Origin of the sequence: Gemmata algarum, assembly GCF_034097035.1 — a bacterium.
Taxonomy (GTDB): Bacteria; Planctomycetota; Planctomycetia; order Gemmatales; family Gemmataceae; genus Gemmata; species Gemmata algarum.
Genome location: NZ_JAXBLV010000252.1, coordinates 1 through 20,261 on the forward strand (window position 1 = coordinate 1; position 20,261 = coordinate 20,261).

Sequence of the window (20,261 nt, forward strand, 5' to 3'; positions counted from 1 at the left end):
TAATCATCCCGCCCCCGGCCGGGGGGGCTGGATAAATTAACAGGTTAAATCCGACGACCGTGTCTCCCGTCGGCAGCCCGGTGAAGGTTGGGTTCCACGCCCCCGTTGCAAGGATAGCAGGCGGTGACGACAGGGTTTGGTTAACGGCGGCACGCTGGACGCCTTTTGCGTCCTTAGTTGCCAAGCTAATTACGACTTTGTTAACGCCAGTGCAGTTCGACCAACTCGCCGAAACATTGATCGATCCGACTGCAGGTCCAGAACTCAATACGTTGCCCGTGCAAGCTGGAGGTGGGGGCGCAGGAGGGGCCACGGGCTGAGCGTTAGCCACAGCCACATTGCTGAAGCTAGCCAAAGCAGCCAGCGACATAGCCAGCATAAAAATTGTTAAAGATCGGAACATTTTCACCCAAGCAAATGATAGGCCTTGGCATCCGTACCGAGATGTTACTTGGAGAGTTATAGGGGATGATATCTGCTCCGCTGATAGTGTCAAGTGGAAATCACATTGCTAAATGCTCAAGAGGATAATACTTATCTAGGTGTTTATCCACTCCGCTGTTTCAGCTTGACGAAACGGCCGAGTGATACGGATTTGGGGTTGCGTTGCCTCCCCTCATGCACAGAATCGCCATGTTGCCCGGCGCGGCGGCCTCCGCCGGCCGCAACGTTGGTTGCAAGTGATGCCGGCGGCCAGGAGGTCACTCGCGCCAGCAGCCGGCCGCGTTCGCGCCCAGCGTCGCGGGGTCACTTCGCCGGCGGGGTGTCGCGCCACAGCCAGCGGAGCGCGTCCGGCAGGATCGCGCCGCCGTGCTTGCCGCTGTGCGCCCCGTCGCCCATCACCAGCCGGTAGTCGTAGTCCATGTGCTTCAGCGCCGCGGCCATCGACAGGTTCGCCAGGGGCCAGTTCCCGTGCAGGTTGTCGAGGTCGCCCGTCCCGTCCTGGAGGAACACGCGGAGCTTCTTCTTCTCGGTCTTGCGGATCAGCCCAGGGTACACGTCGCCGCCCCGGATGTTGGTGAAACTGCCGATGTGCGACAGCACCTTCGAGAACAGGTCGGGCCGCTCCCACGCGGCGGTGAACGCGCAGATCCCGCCCGAACTGAGCCCGCAGATCGCCCGCCCGTCGGCGTCGGTCCGGAGCTTCACGGTCTTCCCGACCTCGGGGAGGATCTCCTTCTCGAGGAACTGGGCGTACTGGCCCGAGACGGTGTCGTACTCGAAGCTCCGGTTGGAGCGCCAGTCCTTCTCCTCGCGCTTGGGGGTGGGGAACTTGCCGGGGTTGATGAAGATCCCGACCGTGACCGGCATCTGCCCCTTGTGGATCAGGTTGTCGAACACGACCGGCGCGCGGAACGCGCCCTTCTCGCCCACGTACGCGCTGCCGTCCTGGAAGGCCATCACGCACGCCGGGGTCTTGCCGTCGTACTGTGCCGGCACGTACACCCAGCAGTCGCGCTCGGTGCCCTCGAACACCTTACTCGTCTTCCAGCGGAACGGGGTGACCGTGCCCTTGGGCACGCCCGCGTGGGGCACCGAGTCCTCGCCCGGCGCGTAGTCGTCGGCGGCCGGGGCGTGGAGGGTGGCGGCGAGAGCGGCGAGGGCCGCGAACGGGAGGAGCCGGCGCATCGGGTGTGACCTTTCGGCGGGGTGGGAGGCGACGAGCGTACCGCGCGGCGCGCGGGGCCGCAAGCGGGCGCGGTACCCGCTGGCGGACCGGGGGGCGGGTCGTGTACACTTCCGGCGTGGGCGCCGGCCGCGACCGGCCCGCGCCCGCCGGTCGCGGCCGCGGCACTGGCCCGGCCGGCCCCGCCACCCCCGTGAGGCCCCTTCGTGCTCACCGCCATCCTCTCCGCAGCCCTCCTCTGGCCCGCCGCCGACCCGGTACCGAACGACGCCGGGGTGCTCCCGCTCGGCGCCGACGGCAAGCCGCTGAACCTCGACTTCGAGACCGGCGACCTGAGGGACTGGACCCTTGACGGTGCCGCCTTCAAAGGGCAGCCGGTCCAGGACGACACGGTGAAGGCGCGGCGCGGCGACATGCGGAGCCGGCACCAGGGGCGGTTCTGGATCGGCGGGTACGAGAAGGCCGGGGACCGGCCCACCGGCACCCTCACCAGCGCGCCGTTCAAGGTGACGCACCCGTGGGCCAGCTTCCTGGTCGGCGGCGGCCAGCACGCGACCGAGACGTGCGTGGAGGTGGTGAGCGGCAAGGACGTGATCTTCCGCGCCACCGGCACCGAGGTGGAGGACATGTACCGGGTCCCGGTGGACCTGACGAAGCACCAGGGCAAGGAGGTGTTCGTCCGGATCGTGGACCGGCACTCCGGCGGGTGGGGCCACATCAACTTCGACGACTTCCGGTTCCACGAGAAGAAGCCGAACGTCCCCGAGCGCCCCCACGTCGCCCCGGCGGTCGCGGACACGTACAAGCACGCCGGGCTGAAGCCGCTCGACGCGGCCAAGGCGATGACCGTGCCCGACGGCTTCTCGGTCGCGCTGTTCGCGGGCGAGCCGGACGTCCACCAGCCGATCGCGTTCTGCACCGACCACCGCGGCCGGCTGTGGGTCGTCGAGGCCTACGTGTACCCGCGGCGCAACCCCGCGCCGGGGCCGGTGCTCCCGGAGAAGGACCGCGCGAAGGGCGACAAGATCCTGATCTTCGAGGACACCGACGGGGACGGCACGTTCGACAAGCGCACGGTGTTCTTCGAGGGGCTGAACCTCGCCTCCGGCATCGAGTTCGGGTTCGGCGGGGTGTGGGTCGGGGCCGCCCCGTACTTCCTGTTCATCCCGCACGACCAGGAGACCGACAAAGCCGGCGAGCCGAAGATCCTGCTGGACGGCTGGGGCTACCAGGACACGCACGAGACCCTGAACAGCTTCATCTGGGGGCCGGACGGCTGGCTGTACGGGTGCCACGGCGTGTTCACGCACTCGAACGTCGGCAAGCCCGGCGCCCCGGACGCCGAGCGCCAGCGGATCAACGCCGGCATCTGGCGGTACCACCCGACGAAACACACGTTCGAGGTGTTCGCCCGGGGCACGAGCAACCCCTGGGGGCTGGATTACAACGCGCACGGCGACTTCTTCATCGAGGCGTGCGTGATCCCGCACATGTGGCACATCATCCCGGGCGCCCGCTACCAGCGCCAGGCGGGCACCGACTTCAACCCGTACACCTACGGCGAGATCGGGACGATCGCGCTGCACCGGCACTACGCCGGCGCGACCCCGCACGGCGGCAACGGCCGCAGCGACAGCGTCGGCGGCGGGCACGCGCACGCCGGCCTGCTGTGCTACCAGGGCGGCGCGTGGCCGAAGGAGTACCACGGCAAGCTGTTCATGGGGAACCTGCACGGCCACCGGCTCAACGTGGACGTGGTCACCCCGAAGGGGAGTGGGTACGTCGCCGACCGCAACCCCGACTTCCTGCTCACGAACGACAAGTGGGCCATTCCGCTCGCGCTCCGGAGCGGCCCGGACGGCAACGTGTACCTGCTGGACTGGTACGACCAGCAGATCTGCCACCTCACGCAGCCCGAGAAGTGGGACCGCACCAACGGCCGCATCTACAAGATCAGCCACAAGGACGCGAAGCCGGTCCGGGGCGTGGACCTGTCGAAGGCGACGGACGAGGAACTGGTGAAGTACCAGTCGCACGAGAACGACTGGTACGCCCGCACCGCCCGGCGCGTGCTTCAGGAGCGCGCGGCGAACAAACCCCTGCGACCGGATGCCGTGAGCGAACTGGGCCGGATTCTGCGTGAGGACAAGCATGAATTAAACCGGGTGAAGGCACTCTGGGCGTTGCGAGCGGCGGGTGGTGCCACCGCGAAGGTGCTTGTGAAGGCGACGAAAGACGCGAGCCCGCTCGTCCGAGCGTGGGCGGTCCGGTTCATCGCCGAGGGGTACGCCGGCCGAACCGAAGGGGCTCGCCTGGACGCGGCCAACCTCGGAGCGGTTGACGCGAACGCGCCATCGGCCGTCGTTCGACTGGCGCTCGCCTCGGCGGCTCAGAAGCTCCGCACGGCGGAACGTGCGGAACTGCTCCGGCAACTCCTCGCGCACGCCGAGGACGCCACCGACCATAACCTCCCGTACCTCTACTGGTACGCCCTCGAACCGCTGTGCGCCGAAGCACCGGCGAAGGCGCTCGGTCTTGCGGCTGATGGCAAGATCACGTTCGTGTTCCAGAGCGCGGCCCGGCGGGTCGGCGCGCTCGGTACGCCGGAGGCGTTCGACCTGCTCACCGGGGCGCTCGCCGGGGCGAAAACCGATGCGGAGCGGGTCGCGTACTTCCGCGGGCTGCAAGAGGGCGCGCTGGGCAAGCGCGCGCTCCCAATGCCGAAGGGCTGGGGCGCCGCGTTCGAGGCGCTGATGAAGTCGCCGGATGGCGCCGTCCGGCAGCAGGCGCTGGGGCTCGCGGCGGTGTTCGGCGACCGTGGCGCGCTCGCCACGCTCCGCAAGGTGCTCGGCGACGCGACGGCCGATGCCGCGGCGCGGCTCGCGGCGCTCACCGCGCTCGTGGACGCCAAGGACGTGGACGCCGTTCCGCTGCTGCAATCCGCGCTGGCCGACAAAGAGCTGCGCGGGGCCGCGCTGCGTGCGCTGGCCGCGTTCGACGACGCCAAAACGCCCGCCGCAATCCTCGCCCAGTACCCCGCACTTACCCTCGTGGAGAAGCGCGACGCGGTCGCGACGCTCGCGGCCCGGCCCGGGTTCGCCAAGGAACTGATGAGCGCCGTCGCCGCCAAGAAGCTCCCGGCCGCCGACGTGCCCGCCGAGGTCGTGCGCCAGCTCCGCGGGTACGACGACCCGGCCCTCAACAAGCAGATCGCGGACCTGTGGGGCGTCGTGCGCGAGTCCCCGGCGGAGCGCAAGCGGCTCATCGCCGAGTGGAAGGCGAAGCTCACCAAGGCCGCGGTGCCCGCCGGCGACGTGAACCTCGGCCGCACCGTGTTCGCGAAGACGTGCCAGCAGTGTCACACGCTGTACGGCACCGGCGGGAAGGTCGGCCCGGAGATCACCGGCGCCAACAGGGGCAGCATCGACTACCTGCTCGAGAACATCCTCGACCCCAGCGCGGTCATCCCCAAGGAGTACGCCGCGACCCGGCTCGTGCTCGCCGACGACCGCGTCGTCACCGGGATCGTGAAGGGCGAGGCGAACGGGCTGCTCACCGTGGTCACCGACCGCGAGACGCTGACCATCCCGGCGGGGGACGTGGCGAGCCGGAAGCCGTCGGAGCTGTCGATGATGCCCGACGACATCCTGCGGCAGGTGAGCGAGTTCGAGTTCCGGTCGCTGGTCGCGTACCTGCAAACCGAGTCCCAGGTGCCGCTGCTCGCGAACGCGGACAGCGCCAAAGAGTTCTTCAACGGCAAGGACCTGAGCAACTGGGACGGCGACGCGGGCCTCTGGAGCGTGGAGGGCGGCGAGATCGTGGGCCGCTCGAAGACGGGGCTGAAGCGGAACACGTTCCTCAAATCGCACGCGGCGGTCGAGAACTTCCGGCTCTCGCTGAAGGTGAAGCTCAGCCCCAACAAGGAGAACAGCGGCATCCAGTTCCGCAGCGTGCCGCTGCCGGACGGCGAAATGCGCGGGCCGCAGGCGGACATCGGCGCCGGCTGGTGGGGCAAGCTGTACGAGGAGAGCGGCCGCGGGCTGCTCGCGAAGGAGGGCGGCGAGAAGTTCGTCAAGCCCGACGACTGGAACGACTACGCGGTGGAGGCGGTGGGCGGCCGGGTCCGCATCTGGATCAACGGGCACCTCTGTACCGATTACGAGGACGAGAAGCTGGCCCGCCGGGGCGTGGTCGGGCTGCAACTGCACAGCGGCGGCCCGCTCGAGGTGCGGTTCAAGGAGGTGAAGCTCGAAGTGCTGAAGTAGCGGCGCCGCGGCGACCGTCGCCTTCGGGCGGCGGTTCCTATAATGCCCCGGCGCCCATTGTTCCGGCACCACGACGAGCACGCGGAGCGAGACCCCCATGAAGACCCAAGGTTCGGCGGTGTGGCAGGGCGGGCTGAAGGACGGGCGCGGCGCCATCTCCACCAAGAGCGGCGCGCTGAGCGCCTACCCCTACGGGTTCGCGGCGCGGTTCGAGGGCAAGCCGGGCACCAACCCCGAGGAGCTGATCGGCGCCGCGCACGCCGGGTGCTTCACGATGGCCCTGTCGCTGATCCTGGGCGAGGCCGGGCTCACCGCCGAGCGCATGGAGACCACCGCCGAGGTGACGCTCGACAAGCAGCCCGACGGGTTCGCGATCACCGCGGTCCACCTCACCCTGAAGGCGAAGATCCCCGGTGCGGATCAGGCGAAGTTCGAGGAGCTGACCGGCAAGGCCAAGGCCGGGTGCCCGGTGTCGAAGGTTCTGAACGCCAAGATCACCCTCGACGCCACCCTCGAGGGCTGAGCCCGCCCCCGCGCTCGCCCGCGCACAGGACCCGCCGCCAATGTCCGTCCGTCCGCCGACCGACCCGCGCCCCAGCGCGCGGGTCGCGTTCATCACGCATTACACCGAGCTGTACGGGGCCAACCTGTCCCTGCTGAACCTCATTGAGGGGCTGAGCGGGCACGGGGTGCGCGCGCACGTGATCTGCCCCGAATCCGGCGATCTGCTCGGCGCGCTGGAGCAGCGCGGGGTGCCGGTCGCGGTGCTGCCGTTCGAGTGGTGGGTCTCGACCGACCGCACGGTCGACGGGGTCGCGCGGCGGGCGCTGCGGAACGTCCGCCGCCTGCGCACCGTCGCCGCGCAACTCCGCGGGTGGGGGACGGATCTCGTCTACTCGAACTCGTCGGTGTTCGCGATCGGCGCGATGGCCGCGGCCGAACTGGACCTGCCGCACGTGTGGCACCTGCGCGAGTTCGGCGACCGTGATTACGACCTGTGGCCGGACCTCGGCCCCAGCCTGTCGCGGCTCGTGTTCCGCACCGCCGACGCCACCGTGTTCGTGTCGCACGCCCTGAAGCAGTCCTTCCTGGGGAACCGAGAGGTACGCAACTCGCACGTCATTTACAACGGGGTCGGGAACGAGGCGACGTTCGCCGCGCGGCGCCGGGCGGCCAACGCGCTCCGCGGGCGCCGGCAGCCGTTCACGTTCGTGCTGGTGGGCCGGTTCCGCGAGAGCAAGGGGCAGGCGATCGCGATCCGGGCGTTCGCCCGCCTCACCGAGCGGTTCCCCGACACGCGCCTGCTGCTTGTGGGCGGGTCGGGAGCGACCGGGGATCAGGCGTACTTCGACGAGTGCCGCGCGCTCCCCGCGCAGCTCGGCGTCGCGGACCGGGTGGAGTTTTGGGGCTACATCCCGGACCCGGAGCGGGCGTTCCTGGCCGCGGACGCGGCGCTCATGTGCTCGCGGAACGAGGCGATGGGCCGGGTGACCGCGGAGGCGATGTCGGTGTGCCGCCCGGTGATCGGGTACGACAGCGGCGGCACCAGCGAGTTGATCGCGCCGGACCGCACCGGCTTCCTCTACAAGGGCGGCCCCGACGCGCTCGCCGGGTGCATGGCGCGTTACGTCGCCGACCCCGCACTGGCCCGGGCACACGGCGAAGCGGGCTGGGAGTTGGCCCGCGCGCGGCACACCACCGAGGGGTACGCGGCTCAGATCCACGCGGTCATCGCCGGGGTGCTGGGGCGGGGGTGAAGCGGGCCGGTTTGTGACTCCCTCGGACCGCGGACGTCCCGTCTGCTGGCTGGCGCGTCGGGCCGCGACACAACCATCCGCCAAGCAAAACACCAGAAGTTGTGGGGGGGCGCCCGCGGCACTCTCCTGTCACAGTCTGTGCTGGGCCGTAACGCAGCACCACACCCGGAGCAGCGGACGGGACGTCCGCGGTCCCAGGGAGCCACAAAGCCGCCACGCACCCGACTCAACCCGTCGGCGCGGCGCCGCCCTCGATCTGGCGCCGCAGTTCGGTGCTGGAAACGTCGACGCGGAAGTCGGCCTCCGTGAGCGGCACGAACAGTTCTCCGAACGCCGCCAGCGCCGCCGGCGTCTCCCACACCCGGAACGCCCCGCCCGGGTCGAGCCGCCCGCCGACCACGAGCTTGCACCCGCGGTCGATGAGCTTCCGCAAGGCGCGGTCGCGGCCCGCCGCGCCGCCGTAGTATTTGGGGTTCACGACGCGGACCGCCGTGTCCCACCCGAGCACCAGCGCCGCGCCCGGGAACAGGTCGGCCTTCTTCTCGAACGCCGCCGCCCGCGTCACCCACACCAATCCGACCCCAGCGAACTGTTTCACCCGACGCTCGACCTCGTCCGGCGGCAGTTCGGGCTTGTCTGCGTTCTGGACCGACAGCTCGAAGTGGACCTCGACCCCGAGCCGCGCCGCGGCGATAGCGGCGAGCCCGGTGTGCCCGTGGTGCAGCGGGTTGAACGACCCGGGCAGGATCGCACGCGGGCGCGGGTGGGTGCGAACCACTCCGGCCGCTTCAACGCACACGATCCCGCGCTCCTGGAAAAGGTTCCACATCGAAGCGCTCGCAAGGCAATTTTGACAGGATCAACAGGATAAACAGGATCAAGACAATGCCGTGTTTCCAATCCTGTATATCCTGTTGATCCTGTCAAAACTCTTCGTTACCTGTTCGTCCCTACAGGGCTCAAAAAACGAACATCAATCGCGGAGCTATTTGGATCGCTCGCAAGGCAATTCTGACAGGATCAACAGGATAAACAGGATCGTGACAGTGCTGTGATTTCGATCCTGTGTGTCCTGTCGATCCTGTCGGAATGACTCTTACCACATTCAGCGCGAGCGCGGTTCGACGCCCATGAGGTTGCGCACGAAGAAGTCCATCCGGCGGCGGCTGCCGTAGGGGGACTCGGCGATCCCGTGCCCGCCGCCCGGCACCACCAGCAGCTCGAAGTCCTTGTCGGCCCGGATCAGCGCGTTCGCCACCTGGAGCGTGCTCGCCGGGTCCACGTTGCGGTCCAGCTCGCCGACCACCAGCAGCAGCTTCCCCTTGAGCTTGTGCGCCTGGGTCACGTTCGACTGCTCCGCGTAGTGCGGGCCGACCGGCCAGGACATCCACAGCTCGTTCCACCAGATCTTGTCCATGCGGTTGTCGTGGCACCCGCAGTCGCTCACCGCCACGGTGTAGAAGTCGCCGAACGCGAGCACCGCGCGCGTGCTGCTCTGGCCCCCGGCCGAGCCGCCGAAGATGCCCACCCCCTTCGACAGGTCCATCTCCTTGTGCTTCTCCGCCGCGGCCTTGATCCACAGGATGCGGTCCGGGAACCCGCTGTCGCCGAGGTTCTTCCAGCACACGTCGTGAAACGCCTTGTTGCGCCAGTTGGTGCCCATGCCGTCGATCTTCACGACGATGAACCCGAGTTCGGCCATCCGCTGCTCGTAGGGCGCGGGGCTGAACCCCTTGCGCACGTGGTGGTCGTGCGGGCCGGCGTAGATGTGCTCGATGACCGGGTACGTCTTGTTCGGGTCAAAGTTGCTGGGGCGCACGATGTACCCGTGGATGTCGGTGGTGCCGTCGCGGCCCTTCGCGACGAACCGCTCCGGGTACCGCCAGCCGGTCTTGAGCAGCTCCGCGGCGTCGGCCTTTTCCAGGTCGCACACCTTCTTACCGTCCGCGGTGCGGCGCAGCTCCACCACCGGCGGCAGGTCGACGCGCGAGTAGGTGTCGATCAGGTGCTTGCGGTCCGGGGAGTACTCGACGGTGTGGGTGCCGTCGCCGTCGGTGAGCTTCACCAGCCCGGTGCCGTCGAGCTTGATCCGGCAGAAGTGGACGTGGTACGGGTCCTGGTCGGTGTGAACCCCCAGCGCCCGGAACCACACCTCACGGTTCTTCACGTCCACCCGCTCGACCCCGCGGACCACCCACTCGCCCTTCGTGATGTTGCGGGCCTTGCCGGTGGCGAGGTCGATCAAGTACAGCTGGTTCCAGCCGTCGCGCTCGCTCATCCAGACGGCCTCGTTGGTGTCGTCGAGGTACTGGACGAAGAGCTTGTTGGCGTAGTCGAAGAACGTCTTGCACTCCTCGTTCACCACCGCCGTGACCTTGCCCGACTCGGCGTCGATCGCGAGCAGCCGCATGACCGTGTGGCCGCGCTGGTTGTACGTGAAGTAGAACCGCTTGGAGTCCGGCGCCCAGTGCTCGAACCCGGTGTCCCACGGGTTCGGGAACAGCTCGTCCGAGGTGGCGACCTCTTTCTTGGCGGCCACGTCGAACAGGTGCGGCTTGGACAGCGGGATCGGGTCGCCCGGCTTGAGGTAGTTGAGCGTGGAGGTTTTGGGCTGGAGTTGGTCCCGCGGCGACGACTCGACCAGCGTCACCTTGCGGTCGCCGCCGGCCTTCGTCTTGATGGCGATCAGCTTCTTGGAGTCGGGCGCCCAGAACACGGTCCCGTAGCTGTCGCCGGGCTTGCCGTCGGTGCTGAGCTGCGTCTCCTCTTTGGTCTTGGTGTCGCGGAGCCAGACGTTCGAGTCCTTGAGGAACGTGGCCCACTTCCCGTCGGGCGACTCGGCCCCGCGGCGGGGCGGCTGCGCGAGCCGCACGAACGTGTCGCCGCCCTCGTCGGCCGCGTCGAACCGCTTCTTCTTGGGCGGGGGCGTGGGCTTGGCGTCCTTGGGGAGCTTGTCCTCCGCGACGACCTGCCGCGTGCCCTTGACCATGTCGACCAGCACGAACTCCTTGTTGGCGTTCTGGTACCAGAACTGCTGACCGTCCGGGGTCCAGTTGGGCGCCACCTTCGTGGCGGTGACCTTGCCGGCGGTCCATTTGCCGACGGAGTTGGCGCGCTCGTAGTCCTGCTTGGTGCCCTGCGCGGCACCGATGTGGGCGAACGTGAGCAGCGCGAGGAGCGCGAAAACGCGAGGCATGTTGGGGTCTCAGAAGCGGTTAGAAGTTCCGAGTGCGTACTGGAGAGTTGGGCATCCAGGGCGCGCCCTGTGCCACGTCCGGCACCCCGACGGGGTGCAAGACCGGGGCAAAAGAGCGGAGTCAAAACGGGTGCTCTGCTTTTGACCTTTTGACTTCGCTCTTTTGCCTTGTTTCCCGCCCCGGAGAGGAAGGGGGGCGGCACCGGCGGGGGCGTTACGGCGTGGTTATCGCGCGGCCCACGCCGGCGCGGTGACCTGGTGGTTGGCGGCCAGGGCGCGGGCGCTCACCTGGAGCACCCGCAAGAACCCTTCGCTGTCGGCGTGGTCGAACGAGCCGATCGCCTCCATGCTCGCGTTCGCCTCCGAGTACAACTGGTGCGGCACGTCATCCGCCGCCTCGAACTCGGCGCGGCCCTTGTACAGCTTCAGCTTGATGGTGCCGGTGGCGAGCCGCGTGATCGGGGCGAGCGCCGAGCGGGCCATGTGCGTCGCGAGGTCGAACCCGTAGCCCTGGTAGATCTGCTTGCTGACGAACTGCGACAGGTGGTCGAACAGCTCGCGGCTGCGGCGGTCCAGCACCAGTTGCAGCAGGTACGCGTAGGCGGTGCCGAGCAGCTCCATCCCGGGCGCCTCGTACACGCCGCGGCTCTTGATCCCGACGAACCGGTTCTCGACCAGGTGCGTCGCGATCCCGACCGCGTGCTTGCCGCCCAGCGCGTTGGCCGTCTGGATCGCCTGGAACGCCGTCGTCGCCGTGCCGTTGATGGCGACCGGGCGGCCCTGCTCGAACCGCACGGTCACGCTCTCGGGCGCGTCCGGGGCGTCCTTCGGGAGCACTCCCATGCCCGGGGTGACGAACCACGGCTCGGTGGTGAGGTGCTCGAGCTTGCCGGCCTCGTGGGTGAGGCCGAGCAGGTTCGCGTCGGTGGAGTACGGCGCGCTCTTGCTCGCCTTGATGGGCAGCTTGTGACCATTACAGTAGTCGATCATCTCGGACCGGCCGGGGAACCGCTTGAGGAACTCGCGGTCCCGCCACGGGGCGTACACCGTGACCTCGGGGGCCAGCATGTTGGTGCAGAGCTGGAACCGCACCTGGTCGTTGCCGCGGCCGGTGGCCCCGTGGCTCAGCACGGTGGCGCCGCGCTTCCGCATCTCGGGGATCATCCCGGCGACGATGACGTGCCGCCCGATGCCGGTGGTGTTCCAGTAGTTGCCCTCGTACTTCGCCTGGAACTGGATCACCTCCAGGCCGCTCTCGGCGATCATCTCGTGCAGCGGGATGGCGACGTAGTCCGCGGCCCCGCAGGCCCGCATCCGGGTCCCGACCTCGTCGAAGTTGGACTCGTCCGGCTGGGCGATGTCGGCGGTGAAGCACACGACCTTGACGCCGCTCTCGGTGAGCCACTTGGTGACGGTGCAGGAGTCGAGCCCCCCGCTCGCGGCGAACGCAACGGTCTGGCCCTTCAGGTCGGCAACGGTGGTCATTTCGGTGTCCCTTGATAGCTGCTGACGGATAGGATTACGGAACTCGGCCGGCGTTGCACACGGAGTTCCCTTCATGCCGCCGTTCACCACCCTCGTACTTCCCGACGCCCTGCGCGCCGAAGTGGTCGCGCACGCCCGCGGCGAGTTCCCCTTCGAGTGCTGCGGGCTGCTCGCGGGCACCATCGACGCCGGCGCCGGGGTGGCGACCGCGCGGTTCCCCATCCGGAACGCGCTGCGGAGCCCGACCGACTACCTGACGGACGCCCGCGGCATGTTCGACGCGTTCCGCGCGATGCGGGCGGGCGGCCTGGAACTGTTGGCGGTCTACCACTCGCACCCCACATCCGAGCCGGTGCCGAGCGCCCGTGATCTCGCCTGTAACACTTACGGCGAGACCGTCGTTCACCTCATCGCGGGCCTCGCCGCCGCCGAGCCGGAGGTGCGGGCCTGGTGGCTGGGCGAAAGCGAGTACCGGGAGGCGGAACTACGAGTGGACTGACCGGGATGGCCGGCTCTCGCCGAGACCTCGCCCACGACACCTCGAGGCGGTTCAGGAGCCGGTGCGGCACCGCACTGGTGTATGGAAGTGCGGGCCGAGCTGCACAAGGTACGTGCGGCTCGGCCCGGGCTGTTCTTCGGTCCCGCGGGCGGGTTAGAAGTCGGTGCCGATCTCGCCGGCGGCCGGCGTCACGGCGGCCCAGAACGCCTCCGGCACCACCCCCGGGGCGACCACCCGCACACTCCCGTCGAGCATCGCCACCGGGAGGCCGGCGGCGAACGGGGTTTGGAGTTGGTAAGCGTTCGCGTGCCGCGGCTCGGGCTGCACCTGGAACGTGGACCCGGGCACCGACGGCCGCGTCACACCGTTCTCTGTCACAGGGAGCACGTCCCCCCACCCCGCGTCCGCAAAGCTGGGACGGCGCTCACCCCGGTCGTTCATCGGGTACGGCGGGAACGGCGACCGCATCGCCGGGCTGGCGTAAGCGTAACACATCCACGATTGGGCGTACGTGCCGAACCGGTCGATCGGATCGGGGCTGAAATACCGCACGTAGTACCGCTCGGCAAAGGCGATCGTGTTTGAGGTGCCGTCGCGAATGGAGTCAGGGAACCGAGGCGGCCCAGTGAACGCCACCATATTGAACGCGTAACTGGTCGGCCCGCCGAGCGGGTACGCGAAGTGCTGCGTCCCGTCCGGTGACTGGCTCATGACCACCTTGCCGAGTTCAAAATTGGAGGGATCGGCCGGGCAAATCAGGTACGGGCGCGGCGCCACGTCTTCCGGGGTCCGAAGGGGTAAGAACGGAGCCCCCATTAGCTGAAGCACCAAGAACTGAGGGTTGTCGCAACGCTGGCTCTCCATCCAGCGTTGCTCAGCGAGCGTCCGGGGTGCCGGTATCGCATAGCCGCCGACGTATCCGTCAACCCCGTTCTGGTGGAGCGCCAGAGCCAGTTGCTTCAAGTTATTCTGCGATTTCATGCGAATCGCGGCACCTCGCACCTTCTGCACGGCCGGCAACAACAGGCCGAGCAGAACGGCGATGATCGCCACGACGACCAATAGCTCAATGAGCGTGAACCCCATTTGGCGCTTCATGCAGCCTCGCTTGTCCGGAAACACCTGCGTCACTTGAGCTAAGCACGGAGCCGGGGATGTTTGTAACGTTTGGGAACGAGCCGCGACCGCAAGGGAGCGGATGTCATCCGCTCCCTTGCGGTCGCGGCTCGTCAAAAGCGCAGCGCAATCACGGCTGCCTGCTTAGTCGTTTGAGCCGGAAGGCGGAGGAGCCGGAATCGGAATCGGTGCAAATGCCTCGGTCCCCGGACCACCAACATACTGCCAGTTCATCCCGACCATTTTTTGAATCCGGGCACGAGCGTAAAGGCCTTGGGGCGGATTCGTCAAGTTATGCGGCCCATTTGAACGCCAGGGATAAGTCCCGCCGCCACCAACCTTTGTGATAACAAGATCCCCCAGCCCGCCCGCACTCACGTTCGCCGCCTGAGTGAAAGAGCCGTTCGTGATGGTTCCGTAATCGATTACCACCCGGTAACTGTTCCCGTCCCCGGGTAAACTCCACGTCCCTTTTGGTTCCGCCTTCGCCGGGTTTCCGTTAGCAGGGGCAGTGTACTGCACATCGGTGATAACGATGATCTGTGCCTTCGCCGTCCCCACATCAGCCAAGAGCATAAGCATGGCAAACGAACACAACAACCCGAATCGCATCAGCATTGCACTCTTCCTCGGATGCGTGAGTCTAAGGATCATTGCTAAAGACAATAGTATAGATTTCTTTGTTTTTTTCAAGTGCTTATTAGTTCGCATCCAGGGCTCCACACGGATTGATCTGTCGCACAGTTGACTGAGTTGCCCGATCCGCGGAATCAGCACGGTCGTCGGTATCCGCTGGCGGGTATCATGACCGGCGGGGCACGGCGTGATACCAAATCCGGTTGAAGAGTAACGGTGGTTGGGGGCGCCACCCGCCTGCGTCAGCAGGCGGGTGCAACCTACACTCTGCCGAGCGGTTACTCTTCAACCGGATTTGGTATGACTCCCGGTCCGGAACGCGCTGCGGAGCCCGACCGACTACCTGACGGGCGCCCGCGGCATGTTCGACGCGTTCCGCGCGCTGACGCCCCGGATCGTCTCTCGCCGCTCGCCGCGCAATCACCGCACGCCGGAGCCGCAGCGAGTTCAGTGGTTCGACCACGGAGGCCGAAAATGGCGCAGCGAGTGATCGAGTTTGTGTCGCCGCTCCCGCCCGAGGTGTGCGAAGCGCGGCTCCGCAGCGCGACCGCCCGCCCCGGGCTGTTCGCCTGGCTCGACTCGCGGCCGGTCCTCGGGACCGTTAAGGACCGCTGGGTTTCGCTCAGCAAGCGTGGCGGGCGCAACCACTTCCGCCCGTTCCTCTCCGGGCGGCTCGAGCCGTGTGCGGGCGGGACGGTGCTGCGGTGCCGGGTCGACCTGCCCCTGTTCGCCCGCGTGTTGTTTGGGGTGTTCCTGTTTTTGAGTACCCTCGTCGCTCTCGCCGGGGGTGTCAGCTTTTTGAGTACGCTCGCGGACGGCCGTGCGGTGCATCTGGGTATGCTCGGCCCGTCCGTGCCGCTGGCAGTCGCCCTCGTGAGCTGGTTCCACGACCGCTATCTCGCACGCGCCGAGGACCAGTTCCTGATCGGCTTCACCGCACGCACGCTCGGGGCCGAATGGCGGGAGTTGGAGCGGGAATCGCTCGTCTTCGCTTTGAAGCGGTTGCGTGCGAGCATGCAGCCACGACCGAGCGGGGTGCGGGGTGACGACCAACCCGATTGGGTGCCCTCGTTCCCGCTGCTGCTCCTGGTCGGTGCGGTGGCGGTGGTGGTCCTCGTGTGTGCTGGCGTACCCGTACTGATGGTGATCGTTGGTTGAGAGCGTGGGGCAGAACGAGATCCGCTTGGGGCAGCACATCCGGCCCGAGACAAGAGGGCGTGCCACCGATACTCGACGGAGCGGCCAAGAAGATTTTGACAGGATGAACAGCACAAACAGGACCTCGGGCCGCTCGGCCTTCATCCCGCTCGTCCTGCGTTGAGTCCGCTTTTCAAATCCATCCGTCACAATGTCTTTCCTGACAAAATGTTGCGTCATATTTCTTCTCGCCGAGCGGGAGCGGGACGCTATCCAACTGGGGGCATTGTCCGGGTTTTGCGGGCGCGATTCGGTGGTAGCAAAGCACCAGCGAACGGGTAGCGAATCGCCCGCGGCGGTGGTAGCTCGTGTCCCGTCACCCGCCCCGTCCGCCGATTCCGCTCGTGTCGCGGGTGTAACCCCCGTTACAGCCCCGCGCGGGCGGGGTCCGGTCGCTCGATGCGCGGCGCACCGGTGCGGGCTCTGTTCCCCCCCCCTATTCACCTGATGGCACCGCGACCCGTGACGTGTCCCGGTCCGCGCGCGGGCGTGTGGCGGAAGGAGAGCCGCTCGGGTGACGTGGCCGGCACATGCCGGGCGGGAGGCACCGGTGCTCGATGGATGAAGGTAGGGGGGGCAGAAGACTGTGACAGGATCGACAGGATTTCAAATCGGTCGGTCTTCATCCGGCGAATCTTGTTGATCCTGTCAAAACTCCTTCCTGATGAACACCAGACTCTTGCGGGCGGAAGTGCGGCCCGGTCCTTTGGCCGTCGGTCGCAACTGCGACATCTCGTGGTGCTCAGGTGGGTACGGTCTGGGTGAGATCAATCGCAGGAGCCGAACGCGCCCAAGTGGTACCCGCCGGCGGACACTGCGGGGTGCCGCGCAGTCGACAAACTGGGAAATGCTGAAATCGATTGAATCTCATTGCCTGATACAGGAGTGCTGATCTCCCGGTCCCGCAAATCGTTGCCGGTTGTTTCACGTTCCCGGTCGGCAGTTCCGAGCGGGGGCCGGCCCGCGAACGTCCTGGTCGTTTGTGTGCCCTCGTGTTTTACGTGGGACTTCGGACCGGCAGCGTGAAGCGATTGGCCTCGGGTGTACGACATGCTTTGCGCCTACCCCGCGAGTCTGTGTCGGCGTTCGCCGGTGATGTTGACTTGTCGTCGATTCCAGAAGTCATCGAGCGGTGCGGTTTCGCTGAGCAGGTCGGCCCGGAGTTGGAGGATCGCTTCGGCGCCCGGCTCGGACCAGAACTTCTCGGACCCCTTGAACCGATGATTCATCTGCTTGATCGCCGACTCCACGTGGCTGGTGGTGATCGGCAGACCGGCCCGGCGATACTCCGCGTATTTCATACGTCCCCGTTGGTTCTCGAAGTAGCACCGGGCCTCGGCTACGCACACCCGCGGGTGCGTCTCACCGTCAATCGCCTCGGGCATCCCGAGAACCTGTTGCCGCGACTCCAGACCCGACACGACCGTCGCAACATCCCCACGCCACAGCGCCTCGACCCACTGCACATATCGGGACCAACCCTCCCCAAACGGACCACCCGCCATCGCGGCACCGTACACATACGCCAACGCGTGGATGAAATCGACCACCGGCGTGAAGCTCGAGAAGTGTCGTTCCCACACGCCCCAGTTGGCATTCGACCCGTCGCCCAGAAACACCCGGCGTTTCGACCCGTAGAACCCACGGGCCCAAGCCGCGGCCGCCAGCAACCCACCGAACACCTCGACCCCCTGCTTGGTGCTCACCACACTCCGCACGACCAACTCGGGCGGTTCGTACCGGCCGGTCGCCTCGGGCACCGGTTGGGGATCGACCGGGGCGACCGCGTCACCGGCCGGTTCACGCCCGGCGGCCTTCGATTTCGACTTGATTTCCTGGGCCAGACGCGGGATCCGCTCGGGGTCGATATAGTGCGTGGGAATTTGCGGGCACGGGTCGTCCGTGTCGGACACACTCGCCATTGAGGCCAGCAAACCCACCTTGTCCTCACGCCAATGCTCCCCCTTCTTCTTCTTCTTCGGGGGTACCGGCGTCGCGACCGCGGAGCCCTTCGGCTGTTCCGGTGACGTCGGGTTCCGGATCTGAAGCCTTCCGCCGTCCATCTGGACCACCGCAATCGGCGGGGGCACGACATCCGGAGGCGCCTTCTTGCGTTCAACCAGAGGCAAGGACTCGTAAGCCGCGACGGCGGCATCGCGTTCGGCACACCGCTCGGTACCGATCTGTTGCGTTCGTCGCTCGACCGGCTTGACCGGAACCGGAACCGCGGCCAGTTCCCGCAGGGCCTCAGCGGCCAGCGCAAACGATCCGCACCGGGTGCCCGCGAACACGACTTTCTTCAACAGGGCCGGGGATTGCCCGCCGCGGTCAATCGCCAGACTCGCCGACTGAGGGAAAAAAAGCCCGCCGGCAGGCGGTGCAGTAGGCCGACGGTTCGCTCCACTCCGCTTCCCCGACCCGCGTGGTGAGGATGCGTGGTTCGGGGTCACCGGGTGATGGCGTCTGTCGGCACCCCGGGCATTGTTGTCTCTCGGCGGGTATGGTGCCGGCCGCTTGTTTCTGGAGAGCTTGGCGGAGCAGTTCGCGTGACACCGTTTGGCCCAACTGGACGACCAGTTCTTCGAGTTCCTCGAACGTCGTGCCCCACGGCGGCCCATCGGGTCCGAACAGCCTCTCGACCAACGTTTTGGCCACCCCGTCCAGGTACGCCTTATTCGCTACGACTTCGGGACGAGCGTTATTGGGGCGTGCCATACCTGATCTCCACCAACGACGTGTGTGGCTCGCACGGCCGTTATTTCTTCGAGCCGTGGTCTATCATGATACCCCAACTCGCAAACCGTGTCGTGGACCCGGCGGGGGGCGGGTGTCTTCTTGACGTCGTTCTCCGCTTCTGGCAAATATGTACACGTGGACGTGTTGTCAGGAGGTGAGGACTTTATGTCGGACGCCCAGCCACCGAAGTTGCTCGACCGGGTTCGGCACGCGTGCCGGGTGCGGCACTACAGCATCCGCACCGAGGACGCATACCACGATTGGGCCGAGCGGTTCATTCGGTTCCACGGGATCAAGCACCCGGACCGGATGGGCGAGGCCGAGGTGAACGCGTTCCTGACCGACTTGGCGGTGACGCGCAACGTGGCCGCGTCCACCCAGAACCAGGCGCTGTGCGCGCTGCTGTTTCTGTACGCGGTGGTTCTGGAGCGGCCGCTAAACGAGCTGATGGTTGTGCGGGCGCACCGGCGGGTGCGGCTGCCGGTGGTGATGTCGCGGGACGAGGTTCGCGCGGTGCTCGCGGAACTGGAGGGCGTACACCGGCTGGTGGCTCTGATCCAGTACGGCTCGGGGCTGCGCCTGCTGGAGTGCCTGCGGCTGCGGGTGAAGGACGTGGAGTGGGACCTGAACCAGCTCGTGGTCCGCGGGGGCAAGGGGGACAAGGACCGGCGGACAGTGCTGCCGCAGGGGTGCCGCGGCCCGCTGGAGTGGCACCTGGCGGATGTGCGAAAGTTGCACCAGGAAGACCTGGCCAACGGGCTGGGATCGGTGTACGTTCCGAAAGCGTTCGCGGCGAAGAACCCGGCGGCACCGACGGCGTGGGCGTGGCAGTACGTGTTCCCCGCGCACCGGCTCTCGGTGGACCCGCGGTCCGGGGCGGCGCGCCGGCACCACCTGCACGAGTCCGGGATGAACCGGGTGCTGGCGGATGCGGTGCGGGCCGCGGGGGTGGATAAGCGGGTGACCAGCCACAGCTTCCGGCACAGCTTCGCGACGCACCTGATCGAAGCGGGTACGGACATCCGGACGGTTCAGGAGCTGCTGGGGCACGAGAGCGTCGAGACGACCATGATTTACACTCACGTGCTCAACAAAGGTGGTCGCGGGGTCACGAGTCCGCTTGACGGGTTGTAAGTTTTGCACAGGCCCGTTACTTTGTTATTGCGCATATTGTGAAGCTTGTAATTTTGTAGCGATTGTTGTGGTGATAATTTGTTTGTTTTTGTGAGTGTTGCGCGCCGGCCGAATGGTTCCGTGTTGGTGTGCGGAGCCTCGCACACTAAAACTCGGTGCGGCCCGACAAGTGAGGTGCCGGCGGAACGAGACGGGCGAACGGGCGCGTGAGCACTGGACCGAATCAGGATAAGGGGCTTGAGCGCGGGGGCCGTCGTGGATACACTTCTGGGCGTGTCGGCTTGCGCGCCGCGAGAGAATGCGCCGGTCCGCACAAATAGAAGGCAAAGGTCACCGCGCGCAGCATCGAAGTGACGTTCACGTTCGCACGGGCCGTTACCGTGTTATTGTGCGAACCGTGAAGGGGCGAGTTGAAGTTTCGCACGGCCCGTTACCGTGTTATTGCGCATATTGTGAAGACGCCCTTCACGCGGTAACGACAGGTCCGGCAAGTAGTTCGGTTCCCGGCACGCGGTGCGCCGGGTGAAATTATACCGTATTAGTGTGCGAAGCCTCGCACACTAAACACTGGTTCGGCCACCCCAGCGCGCAAGATCGCGCGCGTGCGGCGGTG

At 67.0% G+C, this 20,261-nt stretch carries 14 protein-coding genes; 6 read left to right on the forward strand and 8 right to left on the reverse strand.

Translation table 11 applies throughout. From position 1 onward, the window contains the following. Positions 1-747: 747 nt before the first annotated feature. Positions 748-1,629, reverse strand: a complete 882-nt coding sequence (locus R5W23_RS32330; protein ID WP_320689941.1) for an alpha/beta hydrolase — start codon at positions 1,627-1,629, stop codon at positions 748-750. 204 nt (positions 1,630-1,833) lie between these two features. On the opposite strand from R5W23_RS32330, the gene R5W23_RS32335 reads away from it, so the two are divergent. The 3 genes from R5W23_RS32335 (at position 1,834) to R5W23_RS32345 (ending at position 7,649) form a co-directional block, all read left to right on the forward strand. Further along, entirely contained in the window at positions 1,834-5,892 is a 4,059-nt protein-coding gene (locus R5W23_RS32335; protein WP_320689942.1) for a PVC-type heme-binding CxxCH protein, read from the forward strand. 97 nt (positions 5,893-5,989) lie between these two features. After that, complete coding sequence (locus R5W23_RS32340; protein WP_320689943.1) at positions 5,990-6,415, forward strand: OsmC family protein; 426 nt, start codon at positions 5,990-5,992, stop codon at positions 6,413-6,415. 40 nt (positions 6,416-6,455) lie between these two features. Further along, on the forward strand, positions 6,456-7,649 hold the full coding sequence (locus R5W23_RS32345; RefSeq protein WP_320689944.1) for a glycosyltransferase family 4 protein: 1,194 nt from the start codon (positions 6,456-6,458) through the stop codon (positions 7,647-7,649). Between the two features lie 226 nt (positions 7,650-7,875). On the opposite strand, the gene R5W23_RS32350 is transcribed toward R5W23_RS32345, so the two are convergent. From R5W23_RS32350 to argG, 3 genes are all read right to left on the reverse strand, one after another. Then, entirely contained in the window at positions 7,876-8,478 is a 603-nt protein-coding gene (locus R5W23_RS32350) for a nucleotidyl transferase family protein (RefSeq protein WP_320689945.1), read from the reverse strand. A 276-nt stretch (positions 8,479-8,754) separates the two neighbouring features. Beyond that, entirely contained in the window at positions 8,755-10,845 is a 2,091-nt protein-coding gene (locus tag R5W23_RS32355) for a DPP IV N-terminal domain-containing protein (RefSeq protein ID WP_320689946.1), read from the reverse strand. Positions 10,846-11,070: 225 nt separating this feature from the next. Continuing rightward, entirely contained in the window at positions 11,071-12,330 is a 1,260-nt protein-coding gene (argG, locus tag R5W23_RS32360) for an argininosuccinate synthase (protein ID WP_320689947.1), read from the reverse strand. 73 nt (positions 12,331-12,403) lie between these two features. On the opposite strand from argG, the gene R5W23_RS32365 reads away from it, so the two are divergent. Beyond that, positions 12,404-12,829 carry a M67 family metallopeptidase gene (locus tag R5W23_RS32365; RefSeq protein ID WP_320689948.1) on the forward strand — a complete coding sequence of 142 codons (426 nt, stop codon included), beginning with the start codon at positions 12,404-12,406 and terminating at the stop codon, positions 12,827-12,829. 153 nt (positions 12,830-12,982) lie between these two features. Here the strand turns inward: R5W23_RS32365 and R5W23_RS32370 are convergent, their stop codons facing one another. Both R5W23_RS32370 and R5W23_RS32375 read right to left on the reverse strand, forming a co-directional pair. Further along, positions 12,983-13,927 (reverse strand): DUF1559 family PulG-like putative transporter, encoded by a 945-nt coding sequence (locus tag R5W23_RS32370; RefSeq protein WP_320689949.1) that lies wholly within the window; start codon positions 13,925-13,927, stop codon positions 12,983-12,985. Between the two features lie 162 nt (positions 13,928-14,089). Continuing rightward, on the reverse strand, positions 14,090-14,563 hold the full coding sequence (locus tag R5W23_RS32375) for a hypothetical protein (protein ID WP_320689950.1): 474 nt from the start codon (positions 14,561-14,563) through the stop codon (positions 14,090-14,092). Positions 14,564-15,055: 492 nt separating this feature from the next. On the opposite strand from R5W23_RS32375, the gene R5W23_RS32380 reads away from it, so the two are divergent. Beyond that, positions 15,056-15,739: a hypothetical protein gene (locus tag R5W23_RS32380; RefSeq protein WP_320689951.1), complete on the forward strand. Its 684-nt coding sequence runs from the start codon at positions 15,056-15,058 to the stop codon at positions 15,737-15,739. A 1,100-nt stretch (positions 15,740-16,839) separates the two neighbouring features. Here the strand turns inward: R5W23_RS32380 and R5W23_RS32385 are convergent. Both R5W23_RS32385 and R5W23_RS32390 read right to left on the reverse strand, forming a co-directional pair. Beyond that, a complete protein-coding gene (locus tag R5W23_RS32385; protein ID WP_320689952.1) occupies positions 16,840-18,069 on the reverse strand; it encodes a hypothetical protein in 1,230 nt (409 codons plus the stop codon). 37 nt (positions 18,070-18,106) lie between these two features. Continuing rightward, complete coding sequence (locus R5W23_RS32390) at positions 18,107-18,493, reverse strand: hypothetical protein (protein ID WP_320689953.1); 387 nt, start codon at positions 18,491-18,493, stop codon at positions 18,107-18,109. Between the two features lie 186 nt (positions 18,494-18,679). On the opposite strand from R5W23_RS32390, the gene R5W23_RS32395 reads away from it, so the two are divergent. Continuing rightward, a complete protein-coding gene (locus tag R5W23_RS32395; RefSeq protein ID WP_320689954.1) occupies positions 18,680-19,648 on the forward strand; it encodes an integron integrase in 969 nt (322 codons plus the stop codon). The last annotated feature ends 613 nt before the right edge of the window (positions 19,649-20,261 follow it).

Coding starts and splice junctions, on each gene's coding strand:
- R5W23_RS32330 (WP_320689941.1), bottom strand. CDS start 1,629: ATGCGCCGGCTCCTCCCGTTCGCGGCCCTCGCCGCTCTCGCCGCCACC.
- R5W23_RS32340 (WP_320689943.1), top strand. CDS start 5,990: ATGAAGACCCAAGGTTCGGCGGTGTGGCAGGGCGGGCTGAAGGACGGG.
- R5W23_RS32345 (WP_320689944.1), top strand. CDS start 6,456: ATGTCCGTCCGTCCGCCGACCGACCCGCGCCCCAGCGCGCGGGTCGCG.
- R5W23_RS32350 (WP_320689945.1), bottom strand. CDS start 8,478: ATGTGGAACCTTTTCCAGGAGCGCGGGATCGTGTGCGTTGAAGCGGCC.
- R5W23_RS32355 (WP_320689946.1), bottom strand. CDS start 10,845: ATGCCTCGCGTTTTCGCGCTCCTCGCGCTGCTCACGTTCGCCCACATC.
- argG (WP_320689947.1), bottom strand. CDS start 12,330: ATGACCACCGTTGCCGACCTGAAGGGCCAGACCGTTGCGTTCGCCGCG.
- R5W23_RS32365 (WP_320689948.1), top strand. CDS start 12,404: ATGCCGCCGTTCACCACCCTCGTACTTCCCGACGCCCTGCGCGCCGAA.
- R5W23_RS32370 (WP_320689949.1), bottom strand. CDS start 13,927: ATGAAGCGCCAAATGGGGTTCACGCTCATTGAGCTATTGGTCGTCGTG.
- R5W23_RS32375 (WP_320689950.1), bottom strand. CDS start 14,563: ATGCTGATGCGATTCGGGTTGTTGTGTTCGTTTGCCATGCTTATGCTC.
- R5W23_RS32380 (WP_320689951.1), top strand. CDS start 15,056: ATGGCGCAGCGAGTGATCGAGTTTGTGTCGCCGCTCCCGCCCGAGGTG.
- R5W23_RS32390 (WP_320689953.1), bottom strand. CDS start 18,493: ATGGCACGCCCCAATAACGCTCGTCCCGAAGTCGTAGCGAATAAGGCG.
- R5W23_RS32395 (WP_320689954.1), top strand. CDS start 18,680: ATGTCGGACGCCCAGCCACCGAAGTTGCTCGACCGGGTTCGGCACGCG.